Origin of the sequence: Yersinia sp. IP36721, assembly GCF_003634395.1 — a bacterium.
Classification (GTDB): domain Bacteria; phylum Pseudomonadota; class Gammaproteobacteria; order Enterobacterales; family Enterobacteriaceae; genus Yersinia; species Yersinia entomophaga.
Map to the genome: position 1 here is coordinate 97839 of NZ_QCZL01000012.1, position 23977 is coordinate 121815.

The window sequence follows — 23977 nt, forward strand, 5'->3', positions numbered from 1 at the left end:
TCCAGTTATTTCAGTTAAAACGCAGTAGTGTTATAAGAAAATCAGTGCTCTTCGGATGCCATCGAGAGATAGACAATCGTCAGAACCATGAAGATAAAGGCTTGCAACGTAATAATCAGTATATGGAAAATGGCCCAAGGCACACTTAACAACCACTGAGACCACCACGGCAGCAGGCCAGCAATCAGGATGAAGATCAACTCACCCGCATACATGTTGCCGAACAGTCGCAGACCGAGTGAAACCGGTTTGGACAGCAGGCTGACACCTTCCAGGATCAAGTTGACTGGAATGAATACCGGGTGATTGAACGGCTGCATCGTTAATTCTTTTACGAAGCCGCCTACACCTTTCATTTTGATGCTGTAGAACAGGATAAGGATGAAAACACCCAAAGCCATAGACAAGGTAATGCTTACATCGGCAGTAGGTACCACACGCAGAGCCGGTAATCCAAAGACGTGTTCACCGATGAATGGCAGTAAATCGATTGGTAGCAAGTCCATCATATTCATCAGGAAGACCCAGACAAACACGGTCAACGCCAGAGGAGCGATCACTTTGCTCTTGCCGTGATACATGTCCTTCACGCTGCTATCGACAAAACCGATAATCAATTCAACGGCGGTCTGCAGTTTACCCGGGACGCCACTGGTGGCACCTGCAGCAACTTTGCGGAACAAAAGCAGAAAAGCTAACCCCAGCACGACAGAGAAGAACAATGAGTCAATGTTCAACGTCCAGAACGATGCAGGGCCAGTAGAGTGGGGATTGACCAACTCGAAGGTACGCAGGTCCAACTGAAGGTTATTCAGATGGTGGCCTATGTAGTCCCTTGGAGTAGAGATTTCTCCTGATGCAGACATGATGCCTCTTACCCTTTTTTAGTTAAATACGATAACTGTTTTAAGTACGGTAACCGCTAATTACGGCCGGTGCCAATATCTGCACAATCAGCACCGATAAATAGGTTAAACCGAGTGGGACAAACGCCGCTTTAAACAGCCCCAAAGCCACAATCAGTAAAATTATCGTAATGATAACTTTTAACCCTTCGCCAATGGCAAACGTCCAAGCAACACGACCCGGAGCCGCTGTTTTTGCCTGATGGCGGCAAGCAAACAGCATGAACATGGCATTTGGCAACCAGGCCGCCAAACCCCCTGCGAATGCAGAAGCACTCCATTCCAAGCCTTTCAAACCGAAAGCAGCGCTGAGAACAACAAAAGTCATTAACTGCAAAAACAGCAACTTTCGCGCAATTTTCCCGTTGTAAAGGGATACAGGCATGACGTTTGTTCTCTCCCTACCCCTCGATGGGTATACTGAGTGACGTATAAAACTGCCTTTGCCCCAGAGAGTCAAGCAGCAAAAAACGAGCAAATTATACGGTGCACACCAACGAATTCAATCGATAAGTAGCGAAAAGGTGAACAATTATTTAAATTTTCTTCTTTCGGACTCTTTTCACAAGAAATCCCTCGGAATAAATCTCACATTATTTTGTCTGACTATTCCACTGGCTCTCAATAAAGCGTGCTGTTGCTCACAGAACTTAATATTATCTATTTATATCGAGAACGCTTTTCTTTGTCTTTAACCAAAAGAGCCATTAAATACATATATAAATCAAAGAATTGAATTTAAACACACCGTAAACATCTTATCTACCGAACCAAAACCTTCTGTTGACATTTTCGATAATAATATTGCAACAAGTTAAACACATAAAAACGAAGAATAATGAATCAAAGTAGTTTCATTCGTGATTATATCCCTGCGTCCAACCTGATATGTCAATTCCCGGATACATTCTTGTAATAATCAGGTGAATATTTACACATCCACCGAATTAATTAACTCAGACAATTAACCCGGGTGAAATACCTAATTCCGAAAAACTTTATTGCTTTTTTTTGATAAATAACAAACTTAGTTTGGTTTAAGGATAACCAAATGCCGTTCGCCATCTAACTCAGGAACCTGTAGTCGAATCACAGACTCCAATTCAATACCTTGTGGCAAAGTCGATAATTCATCATCAGGGCGTACGCCTTTCAGCGCGTAAAAACGCCCTTCAGGCCTGGCTGGCAGGTGATGGCACCAAGACAGCATATCGTCCAAAGAAGCAAACGCACGGCTTATCACGCCATCAAACCCAGGTTGGCCGCTAAAGTCTTCCACACGGCTCTGCACAGGCTCGATATTAGTCAACCCCAACTCATGTTGTACCTGACGCAAAAAGCGCACACGCTTTCCGAGGCTGTCTAGCAGAGTGAAATGTGAATCAGGGCGCACGATAGCCAGAGGAATGCCAGGTAAGCCCGGCCCGGTTCCGACATCGATAAACCGCTGACCTTGCAAATGAGGGTTAACCACAATGCTATCCAGGATATGGCGAACCAGCATTTGTTCAGGGTCGCGGACAGAAGTCAGGTTATAAGCCTTGTTCCACTTGTGCAATAGCTCAACATAGCCAATAAGCTGCTGTTTTTGTTGATCGGGTAACGAAATTCCCGCGCTTTTAAGCAAGGATTCTAATTTTTTTTGCACCACAATTTCCTCTGGCCATAAGCGGCGTAGCCAGCGTTAATAAGTCATCGAAAAAGAGATTTGCCTGCGTTAGCAGGCGGTCGCTGGTGCGCTAAGTCTAGCGCACCGCAGAATACATTCAGGCACTACGACGAAGTAAGCCCTGTTTTTTCAACCAGACCAGCAAGATAGAGATTGCAGCTGGCGTAACGCCAGAAATACGCGATGCCTGGCCGATCGAGTTTGGTTTATGATCGTTCAGTTTTGCCGTGACTTCATTCGACAAACCTGAAACCTGACTGTAATCCAGATCCGCAGGCAGCAACGTGTTCTCATTGCGCAGCTGGCGTTCGATTTCTTCCTGCTGACGGGCAATATAACCCTCGTATTTTACTTGAATTTCAACCTGATCCGCAGACTGAGGATCGCTCAATGCTGGGCCGAATTTGTCCAGTGAAGTCAGCATGCGGTAATCGATTTCAGGGCGTCGTAACAACTCTTCGCCGTTGGCTTCTTTGGACAAAGGCGCTTTGAGCAACGCGTTGATTTGCTCGATGTTCTCTGAGTTCGGATGCACCATGATATCGCGCAGACGCTGGCGTTCTCTCTCGATTTGCTCGATTTTCTGGCTGTAATGAGCCCAGCGAACGTCATCGACTAAACCAAGCTTACGTCCAGTTTCAGTCAGACGCAGATCGGCATTGTCTTCACGTAACATCAAGCGGTATTCAGCCCGAGAGGTAAACATGCGATAGGGTTCTTTGGTGCCCAAAGTGCTCAAATCGTCTACCAGCACACCGAGGTAGGCTTCATCACGGCGCGGTGACCAGCCTTCGTCTTCGTTGGCAAAGCGACCTGCGTTGAGGCCAGCAAGCAAGCCTTGAGCCGCCGCTTCTTCGTAACCGGTGGTGCCGTTGATTTGTCCTGCAAAGAACAGCCCCTGAATATATTTACTTTCCAGAGTCGGCTTCAAATCACGTGGATCGAAGAAATCATACTCAATAGCGTAACCAGGACGAATGATTCTTGCGTTTTCCATACCTTTCATCGAACGAACGATTTGCATCTGCACATCAAATGGCAAACTGGTGGAAATCCCATTTGGGTAAATTTCGTTACTGGTTAAGCCTTCTGGCTCAAGGAAAATCTGGTGCGCATTACGATCGGCGAAGCGCATGACTTTGTCTTCGATCGAGGGGCAATAGCGTGGGCCGATCCCTTCAATGATCCCAGCATACATTGGGCTACGATCGAGGTTATTACGGATAACCTCATGGGTTTTTTCATTGGTGTAGGTGATATGGCAAGCCATTTGCTCAGGATGCTGTGAGGCATTCCCGAGGAATGAAAATACCGGCACCGGATCGTCACCTAGCTGCGGTGTCAATTGGCTGAAATCGATAGTTCTGGCGTCAATTCGCGGTGGTGTACCGGTTTTCAGGCGATTCACTCTCAACGGCAGTTCACGCAGACGCTGTGATAGCGAGATCGATGGAGGATCGCCTGCACGGCCACCGCTGTAGTTTTCCAGCCCGATGTGAATCTTACCATCCAGGAAGGTCCCTACGGTCAGCACAACGGCTTTGGCGCGGAATTTAAGCCCCATCTGGGTGACAGCACCGACAACCCGATCGTTTTCCACAATTAGATCTTCGACAGGTTGCTGGAAGATCATCAAATTTGGCTGATTTTCCAATGCGGTACGCACCGCCTGACGGTAAAGTACCCGATCGGCCTGCGCACGAGTTGCCCTGACTGCGGGGCCTTTGCTCGCGTTTAGTATCCTAAACTGAATGCCCGCCTGGTCTGTTGCCATCGCCATCAACCCGCCGAGGGCATCGATTTCTTTTACCAGATGCCCCTTTCCAATACCGCCGATCGCTGGGTTGCAAGACATTTGCCCCAGTGTGTCGATATTGTGCGTCAGCAAGAGGGTCTGACGTCCCATGCGTGCCGCTGCCATTGCAGCCTCTGTGCCTGCATGACCACCACCGATGATGATGACGTCAAATTGATCTGGATAAAACATGGTACTGCACCTCGCCGTTATGCGAATGATCGTTGGTTTGCCCTGGGGTGGGGGATTCTACTCAAGTTTAGACGATCGACCAAGTGCCTTGGGATCGCCCTTAATTAAAAGAAGATCTTTTTATTTAAAGATCTCTTTATTAGATCTTCTATTAGGATCGCGATCATCTGTGGATAAGTGATTATTCACAAATAAGATCATGGGATTAAGGAGGATCGTTTGCTGTGCATGATCGGTGATCCTATTGCGTATAAGCTGGGATCTAAATGCCATGTTATGCACAGGTCACAATACGTACGAAGGTTGTTATAGGGATAACTACCGGTTTTACCCTGCTTATAAGCATAGTTATCCACAATCGTTCGCGTGATCTTTGAGCGAATTAGAGTAAATTAATCCACTTTTTAACCCATTCCTCAGCTGGATCCTCAGGAATCTCATGTTGAGTGACGTCGATCTCGAGTATTTCACCGATCCGTTTAGCCCCTTTTGCGATCAACTGTTGATCAAGAGAGCGGATCGCACCGCAAAAAGTGTCGTACTCGGAACTGCCAAGACCAACGGCTCCAAAGCGAACCTGAGATAAGTCGGGTTGTTGTTGCTCGATTTGTTCAAGCAAAGGCTGAAGATTGTCTGGTAGATCACCCGCTCCATGAGTCGAGGTCACCACCAGCCACAGGCCTTCCGGCGTTAATTCATCTAATTCCGGGCCATGCAAAGTTTCAGTGGAGAAACCCGCTTCTTCCAGCTTCTCAGCCAAATGCTCAGCGACATACTCTGCGCTGCCAAGAGTGCTGCCACTGATCAACGTAATATCAGCCATAAACAACCCAACCAAAGTAAAGAGGCGGTATTGTACTCTGTGAATCAGCTGGGATCTACCTGTGGACAATATGGGTATAGTTATTTCTTCATTATGGCACGATGGTACGCATAATGGGGTTCTGTAGTGAAATTAACGTCTCGGTAGACTGGATCTCATCAATAGTCTGGATCTTGTTGATAAGTACCTGTTGCAGCGCATCAATGGATCGACACATGACTTTAATAAACACGCTGTAGTGCCCAGTGGTGTAATAGGCTTCTACGACCTCTTCCAGGCTCTCCAGTTTTTTCAGCGCTGAGGGGTAGTCTTTGGCACTTTTTAAAATAATGCCGATAAAACAACACACATCATATCCCAACCGTTTTGGGTCAACGTGAACGCAAGCCGCGGTAATGATGCCCGCCTGCTTCATTTTCTCGACCCGAACATGAATAGTGCCTGGGCTAACGGCAAAGTTTTTGGCTAATTCGGCATAAGGTGTCCGTGCATTTTCCATTAATGCGTTCAGGATGCCGCGATCGAGATTATCGATCTGATATATTTCGCTCATATTTACCCCCTATTTTTATCGATAATGCGTATTTAACCGATAAAAAATGAATGATTAAAAGTGAAAAGGCAATATTAGTTATTGGATATTGAATTATAGGTCTGTTCTGTTGCTTAATCGATGTCAAGCCAAACGGCATCCTGATAATCAAGCATTGAGAAAACAGCCATGAAAAAACAATTTATCCAGAAACAGCAACAAATCAGCTTCGTAAAATCCTTCTTTTCTCGTCAGTTGGAACAACAACTGGGTCTGATTGAAGTACAGGCTCCTATTCTTAGCCGCGTGGGTGATGGTACTCAGGATAACTTGTCTGGTTCTGAGAAAGCGGTTCAGGTAAAAGTGAAAAGCCTGCCTGATGCGACTTTTGAAGTGGTTCACTCTTTGGCTAAATGGAAACGTAAAACCTTAGGTCGTTTCGATTTCGGTGCCGATCAGGGTCTGTACACTCACATGAAAGCTTTGCGTCCTGATGAAGATCGTCTTAGCGCTATTCACTCCGTTTATGTGGATCAGTGGGATTGGGAACGCGTGATGGGTGACGGCGAGCGCAACCTGGCTTACCTGAAATCCACGGTTAACAAGATTTACACTGCTATTAAAGAAACAGAAGCCGCAGTGAGCGAAGAGTTTGGTATCAAGCCTTTCTTGCCTGAGCAGATTCATTTCGTACACAGCGAATCCCTACGCGCTCGCTTCCCGGATCTGGATGCTAAAGGCCGTGAACGTGCGATTGCTAAAGAGTTAGGTGCCGTATTCCTGATTGGTATCGGTGGCAAGTTGGCAGACGGTCAATCTCACGACGTTCGTGCACCGGATTATGATGACTGGACGTCGCCGAGCGCTGAAGGCTTTGCTGGTCTGAACGGTGACATTATTGTCTGGAACCCCGTTCTGGAAGATGCGTTTGAGATTTCTTCCATGGGTATCCGTGTGGATGCCGAAACGCTGAAACGCCAGCTGGCGCTGACCGCAGATGAAGATCGCCTGAAGCTGGAATGGCATCAGTCACTGCTGCGCGGTGAAATGCCTCAGACTATCGGCGGCGGTATTGGTCAATCCCGTTTAGTGATGTTACTGCTGCAACAGCACCATATCGGTCAGGTTCAGTGCGGCGTCTGGGGCCAGGAAATCTGCGACAAAGTAGAAGGCCTGCTGTAATTAGGCGTAGCTTTAACCGATAGAATTATCAGGCAGCCCGGCGTTATCGCCGGGTTATCTATTTTGTTTCCTGTCAGGGTGTTCTTCGTCCCTATTATAGTTTCCTCTTTTTTATCTTCTAACTGTCTATTGCTACTTCAATCTCTTGCCTTTTTAATCACTTATTCGCCGAGGCAATAAAGAATAGTTCGGCTATGCCGATAGTTTCTGCGATTCTGGAACTTATATCTTATATACAGTCGACCTGACGCTCAGATGCCCTTTCCTGCGCTAAGGCAAATAAGGAAATTGACGAAGATGGCATCCACCTTCCGCTCCCTTGCTCCATATATAGAACAACGTGAACATTTACGCTTATTACTGGCTTCCCATCAATTTGATGAGCTTGATTCTCTGCTGGATGCCTCAGCTCAGCGTTGGCTGGATAGTTCTTCTCAACCCTTTGATTATGATTGGATCATTAGCACTTTTTTCGATCCGGCTGAGGTTGCTACAGACACGCTTTCAAACCTGAATGCCTGGATTAAACACAAGCCCATGTCTTATCACGGGCGTTTGCTGCATGGCTGTTATTGGGAGGCAGCGGCGGCGCGGATTCGTACCTCCAACGGCGGAGAATACGTCTCTAACGATCGCTGGGTTGGCGCTCAACTCGCGCGTGATTTAGGGCTGATCTCCTATCTGCGGGCTATTTCGCTGCATGAGCGCCCGGCTTACGCATTGCGTCGGATGTTACGTTTAACCGCGTATCTGGGCGAGCCGCAGTGGTTATACGATTTGGCTCATGGGCATGAACCAACAAATTACGTGCAACTCCAGGCTGAAACCGAGTCGGAGGTATGGGAAGCGGGTCTACGTCGTCTGTTGGCTGAAGGCGGCGATTTGGCGTCTATTCCACAGGCATTGCCTGGGAGTCTTCCTGCCCGTCGGTCTGAGAATGTTAAAACCTATTGGCTCAACGCGACCTTGGCTATTCGTCCTCAGGACGTCGGCGTTCGCAATGAATATCTTTACTTCCTTTATCCGCGTTGGGGCGGGAGCCATGAGCAAATGGCTGAATTTATCGAAGGGCCGGTTTGTGCCGAACTCAGCGAGCAAAACCTCAATCTTCTTTGGGTCACCAAGGCTTGGGATTTCCTCGGTTATTCCATTTATTTCCCTGATAAAGAGCAAACCGACGATATTGCTTACTGCTGTGATGCGTTTGAGCAACTGTTAGCGTTGGATCTTGAAGAAGATCAGCGTGCGAGACTGTTGTATCAATATGCTAATTTCCTCGCTTATTATGGTAATCAGGACGGTGTCTGGCAGCCGGAAAAAATGCAGCGTTGTTACGATCTGTTAGTGCAAGCCTGGCAAATCAACCCAGCTATAGCCAATCCGCAAACGGGGCTGGATACATTGATGAGCTGCATTAATTTCGCGAATATCAATGATAGCCATAATTTATTACCGCAATGGTTGGAACGGTTACAACTATGGGGAAACGATAAATACGCGGTGATGTTGGCGGGGATCGCCAGTAAATTCGGTCTGTACGGCATAAAGAAAGGCCAGTTTAATCATCAGAGGTTATTGGCTCGAGCAGCACATCTGGACTCTGAAGATGTGGATGTCGGGCAAGCCGCTGCGAACCTGTTTGGTTCGGTATCTGAAGAGGCTGGAATATATCTGCTACAACAGGCCTGCGAGTGGGGCGACACTTCGGCAATGGCGACGTTATCAGACGTCTACGCCGGTGTGTTATCCCGCCAGAATGGCCGTGATATGGAAGCCTATAAAAATAGCGAATTAAGGACGTACTGGATGGAACGAGCCGCAGACGGCGGCGACGCGACCTGTCAGTACAATTTGGCCTATGAAATTATTGAAGATAATGAGCAACTCAGCCCAGAGCAGTATCAGCAGGCTAGAGCATTACTGCTAAATGCCATGAATACGCCGAATGTGCGCCGAGACGTATGGGAACGTTCGGCGCGTCGATTAGCGACATTATTGATGTTTAGCGATATTCAATATGATATGGAACTCTGTCTCGACGTTGTGCTGCCTGCGCTGTGGAGTGATGAAGAAGAGCCAAACCGCGTCTTTGCTGCCGGTTATTATGCGCTGGCATTTCATTTGGGCGCAGGATGTAATCGTAACAGCTATCTGGCGAAAGTCTGGCTGGAACGCGGGTTGGAAATCGATCCCGATGATAGCTATCTAGCTGACCGCGCTACCGAAATATTCCGCTATAAAGAGTTGTTGGGCGGCGTTCGCGCCAAAATGGGGTTCGGCAAAGATAAAAAACTGATGGATCAACGCGGATATAATCTGACATTTAATGAGTAAGCCGCAGGTTCAGGCTATTGCAGGAAAAAATAGTCTGCTCTGTTTCATCATCATTACTTCTCTATAGTGAAAACCAATATCAATATATAGAGAAAATCAGCCCGGTTATTACCACCAGCGTCATTTCCGGGCTGTTTGTTATCTGGTTGGAGGCAGTTTCAGTCTGCTTTCTTATTTATCGCCTATCCTCATCATAGTTAGAGATTTAAAAACCATATAAACAACATGGAAGGTTAAATGCTCGCTATGGCTCTATCACACGCTATTCGCCACTATTTACATGCTCGTCCGCGTTTTTTGCTTTCCGTCGGCGCTGGCGTAGTCAGCTTTTTAGTATTGCCGTCTGATTTGAGCGTTCTGTTCCGTTTGATGGCTAGCTGGAATCTAGGGGCGTGGATATATCTGATTTGCCTGTGGTTGCTGATGTTACGCACTGAGTCGACGCAGGTCAGGCTGGTAGCCAAAGTTCAGGATCAAAGCGCCAGCGCCGTGCTGGCTATTGTCTCTATGGCCTGTTTGGTCAGTATTCTGGTGATTCTGTTTGCTCTGAGCAAAGCCAATACGTTATCCGATGGGATGAAGGCGCTGAATCTGTTGCTAACGGGAACTACGTTATTTGTGTCCTGGTTGCTGTTGCCAACCGCTTTTACCATGCACTATGCCCATCTTTTTTATCTGGAAAGGCCAATACCAGAAAAAACGCTGCCGCTGATTTTCCCCGGGGATATCACCAAACCTACTTATTGGGATTTCCTTTATTTCACCTTTACCATCAGCGTGGCGTCGCAAACGGCCGATGTGTCTATCGGCAGCTCAGATGTTCGCCGTATCGTTTTGCTTCAGTCGGTTTTATCTTTTATTTTTAATATGACGATTCTGGGGCTGTCGATAAACGTCGGTGCCGGATTGCTGAATTAAGAATATACGTCGATTAACGCTGCCAGCGGCGCATCAGGCGACTTTTTAATCCGGTATCAAAGCGCCAGATATGGTCGAATATCCGCATGATTCCTGGCTTGCCATAGGCTGACATCGCAACCGCATGGAAACGATGTTGGTGTGCTTGCTGTTGGATTTTGATGCGTCGGATTAATTCTTCCGGCAATCGCTGCGCCACAAAATCGGAAATAATCACCGCGTCGGCGTCATACCATTCTCTGTCGTCCATTTTGGTCAGCGTTGCGGATAAGCAGGCTGCCAGATCTGTTCCACCGCGAAAACGCTGGCTGAGGAAGCGAATTGCCTGTTCGAGTCCGCTGGACGCGGAGAGCTCGTAGTGAATGATTTCTGTCGCGAATAACATAATGTAGCAACGGCGGTTGTCTTCCAACGCGATGCGTAGCAACGCCAGGCAAAAGGCTTTAGCGCACTGTTCATTGAATCCGCCCATCGATCCGGAAGTATCTACGCAGACAATAAAAGGGCCGCGCGGCTGTTGATCGCTATTTTTCAAACTGACTGGCCGCTGTAACTGCTGTTCTTGCCAGGCATCGCCCTGTAGCCGATAAGTCAGCAAGCGGCGTTCCAACAGGCGACGGTAAAACTCGAATTCCAGCTCGCTCATGCCTAGCATCACCAGTTCGGTCGGCAGTAAACGTAGAATGTCATTACTTTGATGAATACCACTGACTTCCTCAGGCACGGCGTCTGGCATTCGCACCATCACTGAGTAAGGTTCGAAGCGAGCATCTGGCGTCGGTAATGCCTTAGCTGAACGGCTACGCCCCAACTGTTCGGCCAGTTTTTGTAATTCCGGCTGTTGCTGCAAAAAATCACCGTACTGCAGTAATAACTGATAATCCCCGCGCTGTAATTGTCCCTGACTCATATCCCACAGTCTGCCTGCGGCGGTGTCGTTATCTGCCAGTATCGGCTCCAAGGCGCCGGTCAGCGCCAGCCGCTGCTGCAATTCGGCCAGTAGCTGCTCACGTTCCTGTTCTAACAGCTGGTGGTGCAGCGTAACGGTTTGTACCGTTAAACTAATGCGCCAGCGTTGTAAAAACAGCGTTTGCAGGCTATCGCCGTGGGGAGGATTATTGGCCAGATCGGCGGCTTCCAGCATGGATCGCGCCTGAGTCGCGAAAGGAGAATGGATCTTCTCCATATTTTCCGCCACTTCCCAAACCTGCTGATAAAAGGTCACGCTGTCCTGAAGTTGGCAGCGCTGATAGAGCGTAAATTCGTTCGCCAGCGCCGGTGGCACCTTTGCTTCCTGAATTCGTTGCTGCAGTTTGAGTTTCCAGCCGGGAATATCTTTCATCAGGGCGCGTTTCATTCGAGGGAACTTCTCAAAGAAAATAGCCAGCTGTGGCGCGGCCAACAGACCGATCACCAGTTCATCTATCAGTTGGTTTTCACTGATAGACAGCAGCATATCCAACGTTGCCAAGCTGAGCACGGCTATTGCCCACGCATTTTTTGGTGTTGCTGTTTCACCTGCTCAGCAACTTGTAGCAAGCTGGCTTCAATTTTCGCCAGCCAGCTTGAAGGTGTGAACAGGCAGGGTTGGTGCTGGCTAAACTGTCTGCGTTGTTCTGAGAGACGAATTTCCAACTCACTCATTTGAGTTAATAACGATTCTGGTACAGCTCCGGCGGATTCACCCGGCAGAGAAACAACCGCGCCCTGACGACTAACGTCCAAAATAACCAGGTGCTGGCGGTCGTCAATTTCGGCATCAATGCTCTGTGCGAAACCGACGCCATTCAGTTTGGCACGCAGTACGCCGCCTTTGTTTAGCCATTGCACCAGAGCGTCCCGCTCGATTTGCAGATGATTGACTTGAATATCGTGCAAATTCAGCGGTTTTTGTAGGAAAAATGTCAAAGTTGCATCGGTCAGATTTTCTGGCAAAGAATATTGGGGCTTACGGCTGAATATGCCGCTTTGCTTTATCAACGTGAGCGCTTGCCGATCGCTTTGCTGTTGCTGATGTTGCAGCCATTGAGCCTGAATATGTTGGAGCTGAGTGATAAGCAGCTGTTGCTGATAGCTTTGCTCACATAACAGTTGTTCCAACTGCTGCTGGAGTAGTTTGAGAGAGTTAAGGTCATGCCACAGGCAATCTTTCAGTAAAATCATATCGATAGGCGCAATGGCATCGCGACCGCTGAAAAAGGCGCTGGCTTGCAGCAAGCGCAGGGCTTTTTTCCAACGTCGATCAGAAACATAAGGCGCCTGCTCTAAGGCACCTAAGCGTTGACGTAATTGAAAAATAAGTTCGAAACAATTATCTGGCAGCGTAATTTTATCTATCTGTGGCTGCCACTGATGAAACTCTTCATCGGTGATACTAAGATTTTCCGCCACCGGATTATGGTTTTCGTTTTGACGCGTTAATAGCAATGAGCGGAAGTTTTGTTTTTCCTGCACTCGATCTAACCACAGGCGAATTAGCATACGGTCATAAAGAGCCTCCAAACTGCTATCGGCATCGGGCAGTTCGTTGGATGCCGTAACCAACAGACGCATTGGAATGCTTTCTTCTTTGTCACCGTTGCGAAAACGCCGTTCGTTAATCGCTGTCAGCAAAGTATTCAGAATCGCCGGGCCAGCTTTCCAGATTTCATCCAGAAAAACGATTTCCGCTTCCGGCAAATAACCGTGGGTCATTCGCTGGTAACGCCCCTCTTCTTTCAGTGCCTGAATGGATAGCGGGCCAAAGACCTCTTCCGGCGTTGAAAAACGCGTCATCAGGTATTCAAAAGCCCTGGCATTACGGAAGGCAAACTTCAGGCGACGGGCAATCAGACTTTTAGCAATTCCAGGTGGGCCAAGTAAAAACACGCTTTCTCCGCTCAACGCGGCGAGCAGGCATAAGCGTATCGCTTCCTGCCTTTCATACAGTCCGGTTTCCAGCGCATTACTTAAACGGGATATTCTGTCTGCTAATTGCGTTGATTGCGCCATAATTATCCTAAACGGTCGATGCGTGAACTGATTTTTACCCAAGAGGTAGAGATTAAACCACTTTTTTTAATGTTATAGCTTCTTGATTAGTAAAATTTTTATGTTATTGATGATGCTTACCTCATCATTTATTGCCTTCTTTATCTCCCGATTTAAGGGTAGGCAATCAGTTTAAATCGTGCATACTGTGCGCCTTTTGGTGAGCGTCAAGGGACAGAGAACCGTCGGTTGGGTTCTTAAACGCACGCATCAGCTTATGGATGTTCTAGCAAAAAGAAACAAATTATGAGCACAGAACATAAACGATCTTTATCGGCAGTAACCCTGGCAGCAATAGGGGTAGTGTACGGTGATATTGGTACCAGTCCTCTTTATACCTTAAGAGAATGTTTTTCTGGTCATTATGGTTTTGACGTGCGTCCTGACGTCGTATTTGGTTTTCTCTCTCTGATATTCTGGATGTTAATCCTGATTGTCTCGCTAAAGTATCTTACCTATGTGATGCGAGCCGATAACGCCGGTGAAGGCGGGATTTTAACCCTGATGTCTCTGGCCGGCAGAAACACGTCCTCCCGCGCAACGTCGATATTGGTCATACTTGGCCTGATAGGCGGCAGTTTTTTCTATGGCGAGGTCGTGATCACTCCCGCGATCTCGGTGATGTCGGCGATAGAAGGTTTGGAAATAGCCGCCCCCGCCCTCGATCCTTATATCGTTCCCTGTTCAATTGCCGTTCTGACTTTATTGTTTGTCATTCAAAAACACGGTACCGGTAGCGTGGGCAAACTCTTTGCGCCGGTCATGTTAGTTTGGTTCCTGACGTTAGCGGTGCTGGGTATTCGGGGCATTATGGATAACCCGGAAGTGCTCAATGCGATGAATCCTAAGTGGGCGCTGGCCTTCTTTGCGGAATACAAAACGGTTTCTTTCTTTGCCTTAGGTGCGGTAGTGCTGGCAATTACCGGCGTAGAGGCACTGTATGCGGATATGGGGCATTTCGGTAAATTCCCTATTCGTCTAGCCTGGTTCACCGTGGTGCTGCCTTCGTTGGTGCTGAACTACTTTGGTCAGGGCGCACTGTTGCTGAAAAATCCGGAAGCGATAAAAAACCCCTTCTTCCTGCTAGCTCCCGATTGGGCGCTGATTCCATTGTTGGTTCTGGCAACGTTAGCGACGGTTATTGCCTCGCAGGCCGTGATTTCTGGCGTATTCTCCCTGACTCGTCAGGCGGTGCGTTTAGGCTATTTACCACCAATGCGCATTATCCATACTTCAGAAATGGAGTCTGGCCAGATCTATATTCCCGTAATTAACTGGACGCTATATATCGCCGTAGTATTGGTGATTATCGGCTTCGAACGTTCCAGTAATCTGGCCGCGGCCTACGGTATTGCCGTTACCGGCACCATGGTATTGACCAGTATTCTGTTCTGCACCGTGGCGCTGAAAAACTGGCACTGGAATCGGGTATTCGTAGCCTGCTTATTGATGATATTACTGATCATCGATATCCCGATGTTCTCCGCCAACGCCTTGAAGCTGTTCTCCGGCGGTTGGTTACCTCTGACGCTGGGTCTGGTGATGTTCATCATCATGACCACCTGGAAAAGCGAGCGTTTCAGCTTACTACGTCGGATGCATGAGCACGGTAATTCTCTGGAAGCGATGATCGCCTCACTAGAGAAATCGCCACCGGTGCGGGTTTCAGGTACGGCGGTATATATGTCGCGTGCCGTGAATGTGATTCCTTTCGCGCTATTACATAACCTCAAACACAATAAAGTGCTGCATGATCGCGTGGTATTGCTGACTCTGCGCACTGAAGACGCGCCTTATGTACACAACGTTCGCCGTGTGACAATTGAGCAGCTCTCACCGACCTTCTGGCGTGTGGTGGCCAGCTACGGCTGGCGAGAAACGCCGAACGTGGAGGAAATCTTCCACCGCTGCGGTCTGGAAGGGCTGCCTTGCCAGATGATGGAAACCTCCTTCTTTATGTCCCACGAGTCGTTAATATTGTCGAAACGGCCTTGGTATTTGTTCCTGCGCGGTAAACTGTTTATGGCTCTGAGCCGCAACGCTCTGCGCGCGCCGGATCAGTTCGAAATCCCGCCTAATAGGGTGATTGAACTGGGAACTCAGGTAGAAATCTAGTTACTAAGGCCGTCATTCCGACGGCCTTTTTACTTCTTGTACTGATACGCACTGACTTTTTATCCGCAGATTTTCCCTACCACTTATTTTCCCGAAGTATTTAGCCAGTTTATTCATCCTTGTTTAATAGTGCAGCGAAACGTTTCGATGGCGATCACAAATTCACCACATTAGGTTTGCCTTCTGCTGTCTTTTTTTTAAACTTATCCATCAGCGAAACGTTTCGCTGTCGGAGCAAAAAATGAAAAAAGGCGTATTACTGAATTCTGATATTTCCGCGGTTATCTCCCGATTAGGTCATACGGATCAAATCGTCATAGCGGATGCTGGGCTGCCGATTCCGGCCAGTACCACCCGCATCGATTTGGCGCTAACACAGGGTGTACCTGGCTTCCTCCAGGTGCTGTCGGTGGTGACGCAGGAAATGCAGGTAGAAAGCGCTATTTTGGCGGAAGAGATCGCGAAGAATAATCCGCAGCTCCATGAAGCTTTGCTGACACAACTTAAACAACTTGAGCAACACCAGGGAAACTCCATTGCTTTGCACTATGTCAGCCATGAGGCTTTCAAAGAGCAAACAAAACATAGCCATGCGGTCATCCGTAGCGGGGAATGTTCACCTTTTGCGAACGTGATTCTCTGCGCTGGCGTAACTTTCTGAGGCATTTATGCAACCTTTGCTGCAATTGAAAGGGATTGATAAAGCCTTTCCCGGCGTCAAAGCGCTCTCTGGCGCTGCACTCAGTGTTTACCCCGGACGGGTAATGGCGCTGGTGGGTGAAAACGGCGCAGGGAAATCGACGATGATGAAAGTGCTGACGGGCATTTATACCAAAGATGCCGGTAGCCAGCATTTTCTCGGTCAGGAAGTGGTATTCAATGGTCCCAAGGCCTCGCAGGAAGCGGGTATTGGGATTATTCATCAGGAACTTAACCTGATTCCACAGCTGACCATTGCCGAGAATATCTTTCTTGGTCGTGAATTCGTTAACCGTTTTGGCGGCATCGATTGGAAAAAGATGTATGCCGAAGCGGATCGCCTGTTATCCCGCCTGAATATTCGCTATAGCAGCCATCGTTTGGTCGGTGAGCTTTCCATCGGCGATCAGCAAATGGTCGAAATTGCCAAGGTGCTGAGCTTCGAATCCAAAGTCATCATTATGGATGAGCCAACGGATGCGCTGACAGACACAGAAACCGCCTCGCTATTTAACGTAATCAACGAGTTAAAAGCTGAAGGGCGCGGCATTGTCTATATCTCTCACCGTCTGAAAGAGATCTTTGAGATCTGCGACGATGTGACGGTTTTCCGCGACGGCCAGTTTATCGGTGAAAAGCCGGTAAGCGAGCTGGAAGAAGACACATTGATTGAAATGATGGTTGGCCGGAAGCTGGAAGAACAATATCCACGCCTGAATTTGCCTTTGGGCGATGTGCGCTTGCAAGTGAAAGAACTTTGCGGCCCAGGGGTGAACGACGTCAGCTTTACGCTGCACGCCGGTGAAATCCTCGGTGTGGCCGGGTTAATGGGCGCAGGGCGTACTGAACTGATGAAAATCATTTACGGCGCGCTGCCGCGTAAATCTGGTTATGTGATGCTGGATGGTCGTGAAGTGGTGACCCATACCCCGCAGGACGGTTTGGCTAACGGCATTGTTTATATTTCCGAAGACCGTAAGCGTGATGGTTTGGTGTTGGGAATGTCGGTCAAAGAAAATATGTCGCTGACGGCATTACGTTATTTTAGCCGCAGCGGCGGATCGCTGAAACATGGTGAAGAACAGCAGGCCGTGGCTGACTTTATTCGTTTATTCAATATTAAAACGCCATCAATGGAACAGCCTATAGGTTTGTTGTCCGGCGGCAATCAGCAGAAAGTGGCGATAGCCCGAGGATTAATGACTCGACCTAAAGTCTTGATTCTGGATGAACCTACCCGCGGTGTAGACGTAGGGGCGAAAAAAGAGATCTATCAGTTAATCAACCAGTTCAAGCAAGAAGGGCTCAGCATCATTCTGGTTTCTTCAGAAATGCCAGAGGTGATAGGCATGAGCGACAGAATTCTGGTGATGCATGAAGGTCATTTAAGCGGTGAGTTCTCTATTGAACAGGCCACTCAAGAAGTGTTGATGGCAGCCGCCGTCGGCAAGCGTGATTTATTTATGAGTAGTAGCGCGCAAAGCAGGAGTAATCAGATATGAGTTCCCAGACTATCCAGACCAAACGCTGGTTCAGCAAAGAGTGGCTACTAGAACAAAAATCGCTGATTGCGCTGCTGGTGCTGATTGCCGTGGTTTCGTCCCTCAGCCCGAATTTCTTCACGCTAAATAACCTATTTAATATTCTGCAACAGACCTCGGTGAACGCCATTATGGCGGTAGGGATGACGTTGGTTATCCTGACGTCAGGCATCGATCTTTCCGTGGGTTCCTTACTGGCGCTGACCGGCGCAGTCGCGGCATCGATTGTCGGATTGGAAATGAACGCGCTGGTGGCCGTGGGTGCCGCGTTGGCGGTAGGAGCCTTTGTTGGTGCCTGTACGGGCGTCATCGTGGCAAAAGGCAAGGTGCAGGCCTTTATCGCCACTTTGGTGATGATGCTGCTATTGCGCGGCGTGACCATGGTGTATACCAACGGTAGCCCGGTGAATACCGGATTTACCGATGCCGCCGACGCCTTTGGCTGGTTCGGTATTGGCCGCCCGTTAGGGATACCAACGCCTATCTGGTTGATGGCTATCGTTTTTGCCGGTGCCTGGTACATGCTGCACCATACCCGTTTAGGCCGTTACATTTATGCTCTGGGCGGCAACGAGTCTGCCACCCGTTTGTCCGGTATCAGCGTTGATAAAGTTAAGATTATTGTTTACTCACTGTGTGGCTTATTAGCTGCACTGGCTGGCATTATCGAAGTTGCGCGTCTATCTTCAGCCCAGCCAACTGCCGGTACCGGCTATGAACTGGATGCGATTGCTGCGGTGGTATTGGGCGGCACAAGTCTGGCGGGAGGCAAAGGACGCATTGTTGGGACGCTGATCGGTGCCCTGATTCTTGGCTTCTTGAATAACGGTTTGAATTTATTGGGTGTCTCCTCCTATTACCAAATGATCGTTAAAGCAGTAGTCATCCTGCTGGCGGTATTGGTAGATAACAAAAAGCAGTAGGCGACGTTGCAACAATAACGCCTGCAAAATTAACGATGCTCTCTCCCTACAGGAACTGCGACCATGAAAATGAAAAAACTGGCTACTTTGATCTCTGTTGTTGCCCTGAGCGCCACGGTGAGTGCCAATGCGCTGGCAAAAGACACGATCGCGCTGGTAGTTTCCACCCTGAATAATCCGTTCTTTGTTTCAATGAAGGATGGCGCACAAAAAGAAGCGGACAAACTGGGCTATAACCTGGTGGTGCTGGATTCACAGAACAACCCGGCGAAAGAGTTGGCCAACGTACAGGATCTGACGGTTCGTGGCACCAAGCTGTTACTGATTAACCCAACTGACTCAGATGCAGTGGGTAATGCGATTAAAATGGCAAATCAGGCCAAAATTCCGGTAATCACGCTGGACCGTCTGGCTTCTAAAGGCGAAGTCGTTAGCCACGTCGCTTCCGATAACCGCTTTGGCGGTAAAATGGCCGGTGACTTCATCGCCAAAAAACTGGGTAACGATGCCAAAGTGATTCAACTGGAAGGTATCGCCGGTGCTTCCGCTGCTCGTGAACGTGGCGAAGGCTTTAAACAATCGATGGAACAACATAAATTCCAACTGTTAGCCAGCCAGCCAGCAGATTTTGACCGCACCAAAGGCCTGAACGTGATGCAGAATCTGCTGACCGCACATCCAGCGGTACAGGCTGTTTTCGCTCAGAACGATGAAATGGCGCTGGGTGCGCTGCGTGCATTGCAAACTGCAGGTAAAACCGATGTATTAGTGGTTGGTTTTGACGGCACTGACGACGGCATCAAAGCGGTTGAAGGCGGCAAGTTGGGTGCAACTATCGCTCAACGCCCTGACCAAATCGGCGCTATCGGGGTTCAAACTGCGGATAAAGTGCTGAAAGGCGAAAAAGTACAGGCCATCATCCCGGTTGATTTGAAGTTAGTGACCAAACAATAAAAGCAGAGAATTTAGGTATCACGCCGCCGCAGCAATGCAATGTTAGCGGTGGCGTTATCTACAAAGGAATAGATGCGATGGAAACAGGTAAGCTAGTGGTTCTTGGCAGTATCAATGCTGACCATATTCTGAATATTGAGCAATTTCCACGTCCGGGTGAAACGGTGATCGGGAAGCAGTATCACGTTGCTTTCGGTGGGAAAGGTGCCAATCAGGCGGTTGCCGCCGGCCGCAGCGGAGCGGATATCGCATTTATTGCCTGTGTGGGTGAGGATGATATTGGTGAACGCGTTCGTCAACAGTTGGCTAAAGACCGTATCGATACCACGCCGGTGGAAGCTATCGCAGGCGAAACTACCGGTGTGGCACTGATTTTCGTCAATGGAGAGGGGGAGAACGTTATCGGCATTAATGCCGGAGCAAATTCTGCCGTGACACCCGAATACCTTCAACGTTATCAGCAGCAAATTATTGATGCGCAAGCAGTATTGATGCAGCTGGAATCTCCGCTGGAAACCGTGATAGCCGCTGCGAAACTGGCGAGAGAAAGCCAGACGCAGGTGATTCTGAATCCAGCACCGGCGCGCGAGCTACCGGATGAGTTATTACAGCTGGTGGATATGATTACACCGAATGAAACCGAGGCCGAGCGCCTGACAGGTATTCATATCGAAAATGAGGAAGACGCCAATCTGGCGGCTCGGGCATTACATCAGAAAGGCATTACGACGGTTATTATCACCTTGGGTAGCCGCGGTGTATGGCTTAGCCAGCAAGGTCAGGGCAAACTGATGCCGGGTTTTAAGGTGAATGCGGTCGATACTATTGCCGCCGGTGATACTTTTAACGGCGCACTGCTTACAGCGTTATTGGACGGTCAGGAAATGGCATCGGCGATACGTTTTGCTCATGCAGCGGCCGCGATTGCCGTGACTCGCCCTGGCGCACAACCCTCCATTCCATGGCGGGCCGAAATTGATGCCTTCTTGCAAAACCAGAGGTAATTTTGGCGACCATGAAAGATGTCGCCCGTTTGGCGGGCGTTTCTACCTCGACGGTTTCTCACGTCATCAACAAAGATCGTTTTGTCAGTGAAGCGGTACGCGACAAAGTCGTTGCCGCTATTAAGCAACTCAATTATGCCCCTTCGGCTTTGGCGCGTAGCCTCAAGCTTAATCAAACCCGCACTATTGGCATGTTGGTTACGGCCAGCAGCAACCCGTTTTATGCCGAGGTAGTTCGCGGCGTGGAGCGCAGTTGCTATGAGCGCGGCTACAGCCTGATTTTGTGTAATACCGAAGGCGATATCGATCGGATGAGCCGTAGCATGGAAACCTTGCTGCAAAAGCGCGTTGATGGCTTGCTATTAATGTGTACCGAAAATCATCGCCCGTCTCAGGATGTTCTCCGCTGTTACCCTTCTTTACCTATTGTCATGATGGATTGGGCTCCTTTTGAAGGTGTGAACGACACCATTCAGGATAACTCGCTGTTAGGTGGGGATATGGCCACGGATTTCCTGATTGCCAAAGGCTATAAACGCATTGCCTGTATCGCCGGACCACAGGATAAGACTCCGGCCAGAGAACGGCTGGAAGGTTACCGTCAGGCGATGAAGCGTGCCGGCTTGCCGATCTTGGCTGGATATGAAATTGCCAGTGACTTTGAGTTTGCGGGTGGTTTGGAATCAATGAAGCAGTTATTGGCTTTGCCCGAAGTGCCGGAAGCAGTATTTACTGGTAATGATGCGATGGCAGTTGGGGTTTATCAGGCGTTGCATCAGGTTGGATTATCCATCCCGCAGGATATGGCGGTTATTGGTTACGATGATATCGAGATCGCCCGTTATATGACGCCGCCGCTTACGACTATTCATCAGCCGAAGGATGATTTGGGTGAATTGGCCATCGATACATTAATTCATCGTCTGAATAATCCATTTGCAGAACCGCAGATTCTCACGCTCACACCTGAGCTGGTGGAGCGTGGTTCTGTTGCTCAGCGCTAGACTTTGCTTTTCCGCGCGCTGCGGCCTTTAATCAGGTTATCGCCATCTTTAGGTTTGAGTAGCAAGAACACTAGGGATGAAACCAATGTCACTGCGCCCATGGTAATAAAGGTGTAGTGGAAATGGTCGATGTGATTGCCAAACGGTAATTCCTCGTAGAAACGCAGTACGGCGGCGCTGATAGCGACGCCAAAGCTGATGGAAAGCTGTTGAGTGACGGCCAGTACGCTATTACCGGAGCTGGCGTTGTTATCGGTCAGGTCTGCCAGCGTAATGGTATTCATGGCCGTAAATTGGGTAGACATCGCCATTCCCAAAATGAATAGTGGCACGATCATTAGCCAGACAGACATGCCCGGCGTTTGTAATGAAAACAATCCAATCAGTGTGCCAATAATCAACGTAATGCTCACCAGCACCTTTCTATAGCCCAACCAGCGCAAAACCTGAGTCACGGTAGATTTTGCCATCATTGAGCCGATAGCCGTCGGCGCCATCATGCAACCGGCAATGATGGCCGAGTAGCCAAAGCCAACTTGTAGCATCAATGGCATCAGGAAAGGTACACAGCCAGTTCCCAATCTGGAAGCGATATTACCGGCTATCCCGACGGAGAACGTTCTGGTTTTGAATAGAGGTAATCCGATTAATGGATTTGGGTGTCCCTTGGCGTGGAAAATATAACCGACTAGCAGGAGCAATCCCCCAAGCATCATCGAGGGAGAAAGATAGCCCGACACTTCCGCTTTCCCCATCATCTCCAGACTGATAGAAATCATGACCAAACTAAAGCCGAACAGTAGGAAGCCACTAATATCAAAGGCTCGCTTAGGCATAGTGAAATTAGGCATGTATTTCAGCGCATAAAAAATGCCTAACAGGCCAATGGGGATATTGATAATGAAAATCCAATGCCAACTGGCGTAAGTCACCAGCAGGCCACCCAGCAAGGGGCCCATAATGGGGCCGACTAAACCGGGAATGGTTACGAAATTTAGAACCGGCAGTAATTCACTGCGCGGATAAGCGCGTAATAATGCCAGTCGCGCGACTGGCATCATCATGGCGCCGCCAATGCCTTGGATAACCCGCGAGGCGACCAGAAATGAGAGGGAACCTGATAACGCACATAATAAAGAGCCAAAGGTAAACAGCGAGACGGCAATGATAAAAATTCGCCGGGTGCCGTAGCGATCGGCTAACCAGCCGCTGACTGGGATCAGCATAGCGACGGTTAGCGTGTAGCTGATAATGGCAGACTGCATAGTTAACGGCGAGCGATTGAGGCTTTCGGCTATCGCGGGAAGGGCTGTGTTTAATATTGTTGCGTCCAGCGCCTGCATAAAGAAAGCCATGGCGGCAATCCAGGGTAAGCCGGCCATGCTACGAGCAGATTTAATCATTCTATTTCCTGATGGAATTCGTTATTAACAATCCTCTCTTCTATATATAGATAACATGTGATTACACACTCCGTCAGTTTTTGTCTTGTAATAATACCTGACAGGCAATGCAGGCACCCTGACTGTCGCTGGCAAGGATGGTATCAACGATAGATTGGTGGTGTTGCAGCTTTATCACTTCATCGCCGGTAATAGCACGGAAGTAGCTGTGATATACCGAACTGAACAAATTGGCGAACGAAGTCAGGAAGGGATTACCACTGGCTTCGTAGATCAGTTGATGAAATTGGGTATCCACCTGAATCCAGCGTTCACGATCAAATTCACGGTGCAGCGCCTGCATTTCTGCCATCAATATAGCCAATTGCTGTTTTTGCGCAGGATTAGCGTTAACCGCGGCCAAAGCGCAGGCCTGTGGCTCTAACGCGGTTCGTACCAAAATAAAGTGCTGCATCACCTGATCGAAGTTTTCACGGGTCATCCACCAGGTGAGTAACTCCTGATCGAGAAAATTCCAGTTGGACTGCGGCATAATGCGCGTACCAATCCGTGGCCGTGGCAACAACATCCCTTTCGCCGCTAACATTTTAACCGCTTCACGTACTGCAGTGCGGCTTACGCCGAACTGTTCGCCTAGTTCTATCTCTCCGGGCAGTATAGAACCGGCTATATATTCGCCCGCCAGGATACGCTGGCCAATCTTTTCAGCTAATAAATAGGAAAGGTTGCGTTGGGCGGCTTGTTGTTGGGCGTTAAATTGCATGGTGATTTGTCCTGGCTAACTTCTTATCCTTCTATTTTACTCTACTGTTTCACTCTGGTATTGGCTGTTTAACTGAAAAGTAGTAGAAAATTTCTCCATTTCCGCACTTTTTGATGAAAAAAAAGCCGGTTGGAAAATTATTTGAAATTAGGGGTTGCAGCCTGTCAGGAACTCCCTATAATGCGCCTCCA

Annotated in this window: 20 protein-coding genes; 10 read left to right on the plus strand and 10 right to left on the minus strand. The window is 48.7% G+C overall.

The window, feature by feature from the left end; translation table 11 throughout:
* Positions 1 to 41 precede the first annotated feature (41 nt).
* The 6 genes from atpB to asnC form a co-directional block, all read right to left on the minus strand.
* A complete protein-coding gene (gene atpB, locus DBA33_RS11840; RefSeq protein WP_049597436.1) occupies positions 42 to 866 on the minus strand; it encodes a F0F1 ATP synthase subunit A in 825 nt (274 codons plus the stop codon).
* A 40-nt stretch (positions 867 to 906) separates the two neighbouring features.
* Positions 907 to 1290, minus strand: coding sequence for a F0F1 ATP synthase subunit I (gene atpI, locus DBA33_RS11845; RefSeq protein WP_064515988.1), 384 nt, complete (start codon positions 1288 to 1290; stop codon positions 907 to 909).
* Positions 1291 to 1932: 642 nt separating this feature from the next.
* Positions 1933 to 2553, minus strand: a complete 621-nt coding sequence (gene rsmG / locus DBA33_RS11850) for a 16S rRNA (guanine(527)-N(7))-methyltransferase RsmG (RefSeq protein ID WP_064515990.1) — start codon at positions 2551 to 2553, stop codon at positions 1933 to 1935.
* A gap of 118 nt (positions 2554 to 2671) precedes the next feature.
* Positions 2672 to 4561, minus strand: coding sequence for a tRNA uridine-5-carboxymethylaminomethyl(34) synthesis enzyme MnmG (gene mnmG, locus DBA33_RS11855; protein WP_120806538.1), 1890 nt, complete (start codon positions 4559 to 4561; stop codon positions 2672 to 2674).
* A 382-nt stretch (positions 4562 to 4943) separates the two neighbouring features.
* A complete protein-coding gene (mioC, locus tag DBA33_RS11865) occupies positions 4944 to 5384 on the minus strand; it encodes an FMN-binding protein MioC (protein WP_120806540.1) in 441 nt (146 codons plus the stop codon).
* A 91-nt stretch (positions 5385 to 5475) separates the two neighbouring features.
* Entirely contained in the window at positions 5476 to 5937 is a 462-nt protein-coding gene (gene asnC, locus DBA33_RS11870) for a transcriptional regulator AsnC (RefSeq protein ID WP_064515996.1), read from the minus strand.
* Between the two features lie 168 nt (positions 5938 to 6105).
* Here asnC and asnA point away from each other — a divergent pair, with 168 nt between their 5' ends.
* From asnA to DBA33_RS11885, 3 genes are all read left to right on the plus strand, one after another.
* Positions 6106 to 7098 carry an aspartate--ammonia ligase gene (gene asnA, locus DBA33_RS11875; protein WP_120806541.1) on the plus strand — a complete coding sequence of 331 codons (993 nt, stop codon included), beginning with the start codon at positions 6106 to 6108 and terminating at the stop codon, positions 7096 to 7098.
* A gap of 297 nt (positions 7099 to 7395) precedes the next feature.
* Positions 7396 to 9432 carry a DUF4034 domain-containing protein gene (locus tag DBA33_RS11880; protein ID WP_120806542.1) on the plus strand — a complete coding sequence of 679 codons (2037 nt, stop codon included), beginning with the start codon at positions 7396 to 7398 and terminating at the stop codon, positions 9430 to 9432.
* A 246-nt stretch (positions 9433 to 9678) separates the two neighbouring features.
* Positions 9679 to 10350: a DUF1345 domain-containing protein gene (locus DBA33_RS11885; RefSeq protein ID WP_064518415.1), complete on the plus strand. Its 672-nt coding sequence runs from the start codon at positions 9679 to 9681 to the stop codon at positions 10348 to 10350.
* A gap of 13 nt (positions 10351 to 10363) precedes the next feature.
* Here the strand turns inward: DBA33_RS11885 and viaA are convergent, their stop codons facing one another.
* Positions 10364 to 11830 carry an ATPase RavA stimulator ViaA gene (gene viaA / locus DBA33_RS11890; protein ID WP_064516002.1) on the minus strand — a complete coding sequence of 489 codons (1467 nt, stop codon included), beginning with the start codon at positions 11828 to 11830 and terminating at the stop codon, positions 10364 to 10366.
* Between the two features lie 2 nt (positions 11831 to 11832).
* Positions 11833 to 13341 (minus strand): ATPase RavA, encoded by a 1509-nt coding sequence (ravA, locus tag DBA33_RS11895; protein ID WP_120806543.1) that lies wholly within the window; start codon positions 13339 to 13341, stop codon positions 11833 to 11835.
* 285 nt (positions 13342 to 13626) lie between these two features.
* Between ravA and kup the strand changes: the two genes are divergently transcribed.
* The 7 genes from kup (at position 13627) to rbsR (ending at position 21620) form a co-directional block, all read left to right on the plus strand.
* Positions 13627 to 15495: a low affinity potassium transporter Kup gene (kup, locus tag DBA33_RS11900; RefSeq protein WP_064516007.1), complete on the plus strand. Its 1869-nt coding sequence runs from the start codon at positions 13627 to 13629 to the stop codon at positions 15493 to 15495.
* A gap of 241 nt (positions 15496 to 15736) precedes the next feature.
* The gene (rbsD, locus tag DBA33_RS11905; RefSeq protein WP_049597449.1) at positions 15737 to 16156 is read left to right on the plus strand and encodes a D-ribose pyranase; all 420 of its coding nucleotides are present in this window, start codon (positions 15737 to 15739) and stop codon (positions 16154 to 16156) included.
* A gap of 7 nt (positions 16157 to 16163) precedes the next feature.
* Positions 16164 to 17696 carry a ribose ABC transporter ATP-binding protein RbsA gene (gene rbsA / locus DBA33_RS11910; protein WP_064516010.1) on the plus strand — a complete coding sequence of 511 codons (1533 nt, stop codon included), beginning with the start codon at positions 16164 to 16166 and terminating at the stop codon, positions 17694 to 17696.
* Complete coding sequence (gene rbsC / locus DBA33_RS11915; RefSeq protein ID WP_064516012.1) at positions 17693 to 18658, plus strand: ribose ABC transporter permease; 966 nt, start codon at positions 17693 to 17695, stop codon at positions 18656 to 18658. Before rbsA ends, rbsC begins: the two co-directional genes overlap by 4 nt.
* A 63-nt stretch (positions 18659 to 18721) precedes the next feature.
* Entirely contained in the window at positions 18722 to 19612 is an 891-nt protein-coding gene (gene rbsB, locus DBA33_RS11920) for a ribose ABC transporter substrate-binding protein RbsB (protein WP_064516014.1), read from the plus strand.
* 77 nt (positions 19613 to 19689) lie between these two features.
* Positions 19690 to 20616, plus strand: a complete 927-nt coding sequence (gene rbsK, locus DBA33_RS11925; RefSeq protein WP_120806544.1) for a ribokinase — start codon at positions 19690 to 19692, stop codon at positions 20614 to 20616.
* A gap of 2 nt (positions 20617 to 20618) precedes the next feature.
* A complete protein-coding gene (gene rbsR / locus DBA33_RS11930; RefSeq protein WP_064516018.1) occupies positions 20619 to 21620 on the plus strand; it encodes a ribose operon transcriptional repressor RbsR in 1002 nt (333 codons plus the stop codon).
* Here the strand turns inward: rbsR and mdtD are convergent.
* Positions 21617 to 23023 (minus strand): multidrug transporter subunit MdtD, encoded by a 1407-nt coding sequence (gene mdtD, locus DBA33_RS11935; RefSeq protein WP_064516019.1) that lies wholly within the window; start codon positions 23021 to 23023, stop codon positions 21617 to 21619. The genes rbsR and mdtD overlap by 4 nt on opposite strands.
* A 73-nt stretch (positions 23024 to 23096) precedes the next feature.
* Entirely contained in the window at positions 23097 to 23786 is a 690-nt protein-coding gene (locus tag DBA33_RS11940; RefSeq protein WP_064514670.1) for a FadR/GntR family transcriptional regulator, read from the minus strand.
* Positions 23787 to 23977 lie beyond the last annotated feature (191 nt).

Coding starts and splice junctions, on each gene's coding strand:
- atpB (WP_049597436.1), bottom strand. CDS start 866: ATGTCTGCATCAGGAGAAATCTCTACTCCAAGGGACTACATAGGCCAC.
- atpI (WP_064515988.1), bottom strand. CDS start 1,290: ATGCCTGTATCCCTTTACAACGGGAAAATTGCGCGAAAGTTGCTGTTT.
- mnmG (WP_120806538.1), bottom strand. CDS start 4,561: ATGTTTTATCCAGATCAATTTGACGTCATCATCATCGGTGGTGGTCAT.
- mioC (WP_120806540.1), bottom strand. CDS start 5,384: ATGGCTGATATTACGTTGATCAGTGGCAGCACTCTTGGCAGCGCAGAG.
- asnC (WP_064515996.1), bottom strand. CDS start 5,937: ATGAGCGAAATATATCAGATCGATAATCTCGATCGCGGCATCCTGAAC.
- asnA (WP_120806541.1), top strand. CDS start 6,106: ATGAAAAAACAATTTATCCAGAAACAGCAACAAATCAGCTTCGTAAAA.
- DBA33_RS11880 (WP_120806542.1), top strand. CDS start 7,396: ATGGCATCCACCTTCCGCTCCCTTGCTCCATATATAGAACAACGTGAA.
- DBA33_RS11885 (WP_064518415.1), top strand. CDS start 9,679: ATGGCTCTATCACACGCTATTCGCCACTATTTACATGCTCGTCCGCGT.
- ravA (WP_120806543.1), bottom strand. CDS start 13,341: ATGGCGCAATCAACGCAATTAGCAGACAGAATATCCCGTTTAAGTAAT.
- kup (WP_064516007.1), top strand. CDS start 13,627: ATGAGCACAGAACATAAACGATCTTTATCGGCAGTAACCCTGGCAGCA.
- rbsD (WP_049597449.1), top strand. CDS start 15,737: ATGAAAAAAGGCGTATTACTGAATTCTGATATTTCCGCGGTTATCTCC.
- rbsA (WP_064516010.1), top strand. CDS start 16,164: ATGCAACCTTTGCTGCAATTGAAAGGGATTGATAAAGCCTTTCCCGGC.
- rbsC (WP_064516012.1), top strand. CDS start 17,693: ATGAGTTCCCAGACTATCCAGACCAAACGCTGGTTCAGCAAAGAGTGG.
- rbsB (WP_064516014.1), top strand. CDS start 18,722: ATGAAAATGAAAAAACTGGCTACTTTGATCTCTGTTGTTGCCCTGAGC.
- rbsK (WP_120806544.1), top strand. CDS start 19,690: ATGGAAACAGGTAAGCTAGTGGTTCTTGGCAGTATCAATGCTGACCAT.
- mdtD (WP_064516019.1), bottom strand. CDS start 23,023: ATGATTAAATCTGCTCGTAGCATGGCCGGCTTACCCTGGATTGCCGCC.
- DBA33_RS11940 (WP_064514670.1), bottom strand. CDS start 23,786: ATGCAATTTAACGCCCAACAACAAGCCGCCCAACGCAACCTTTCCTAT.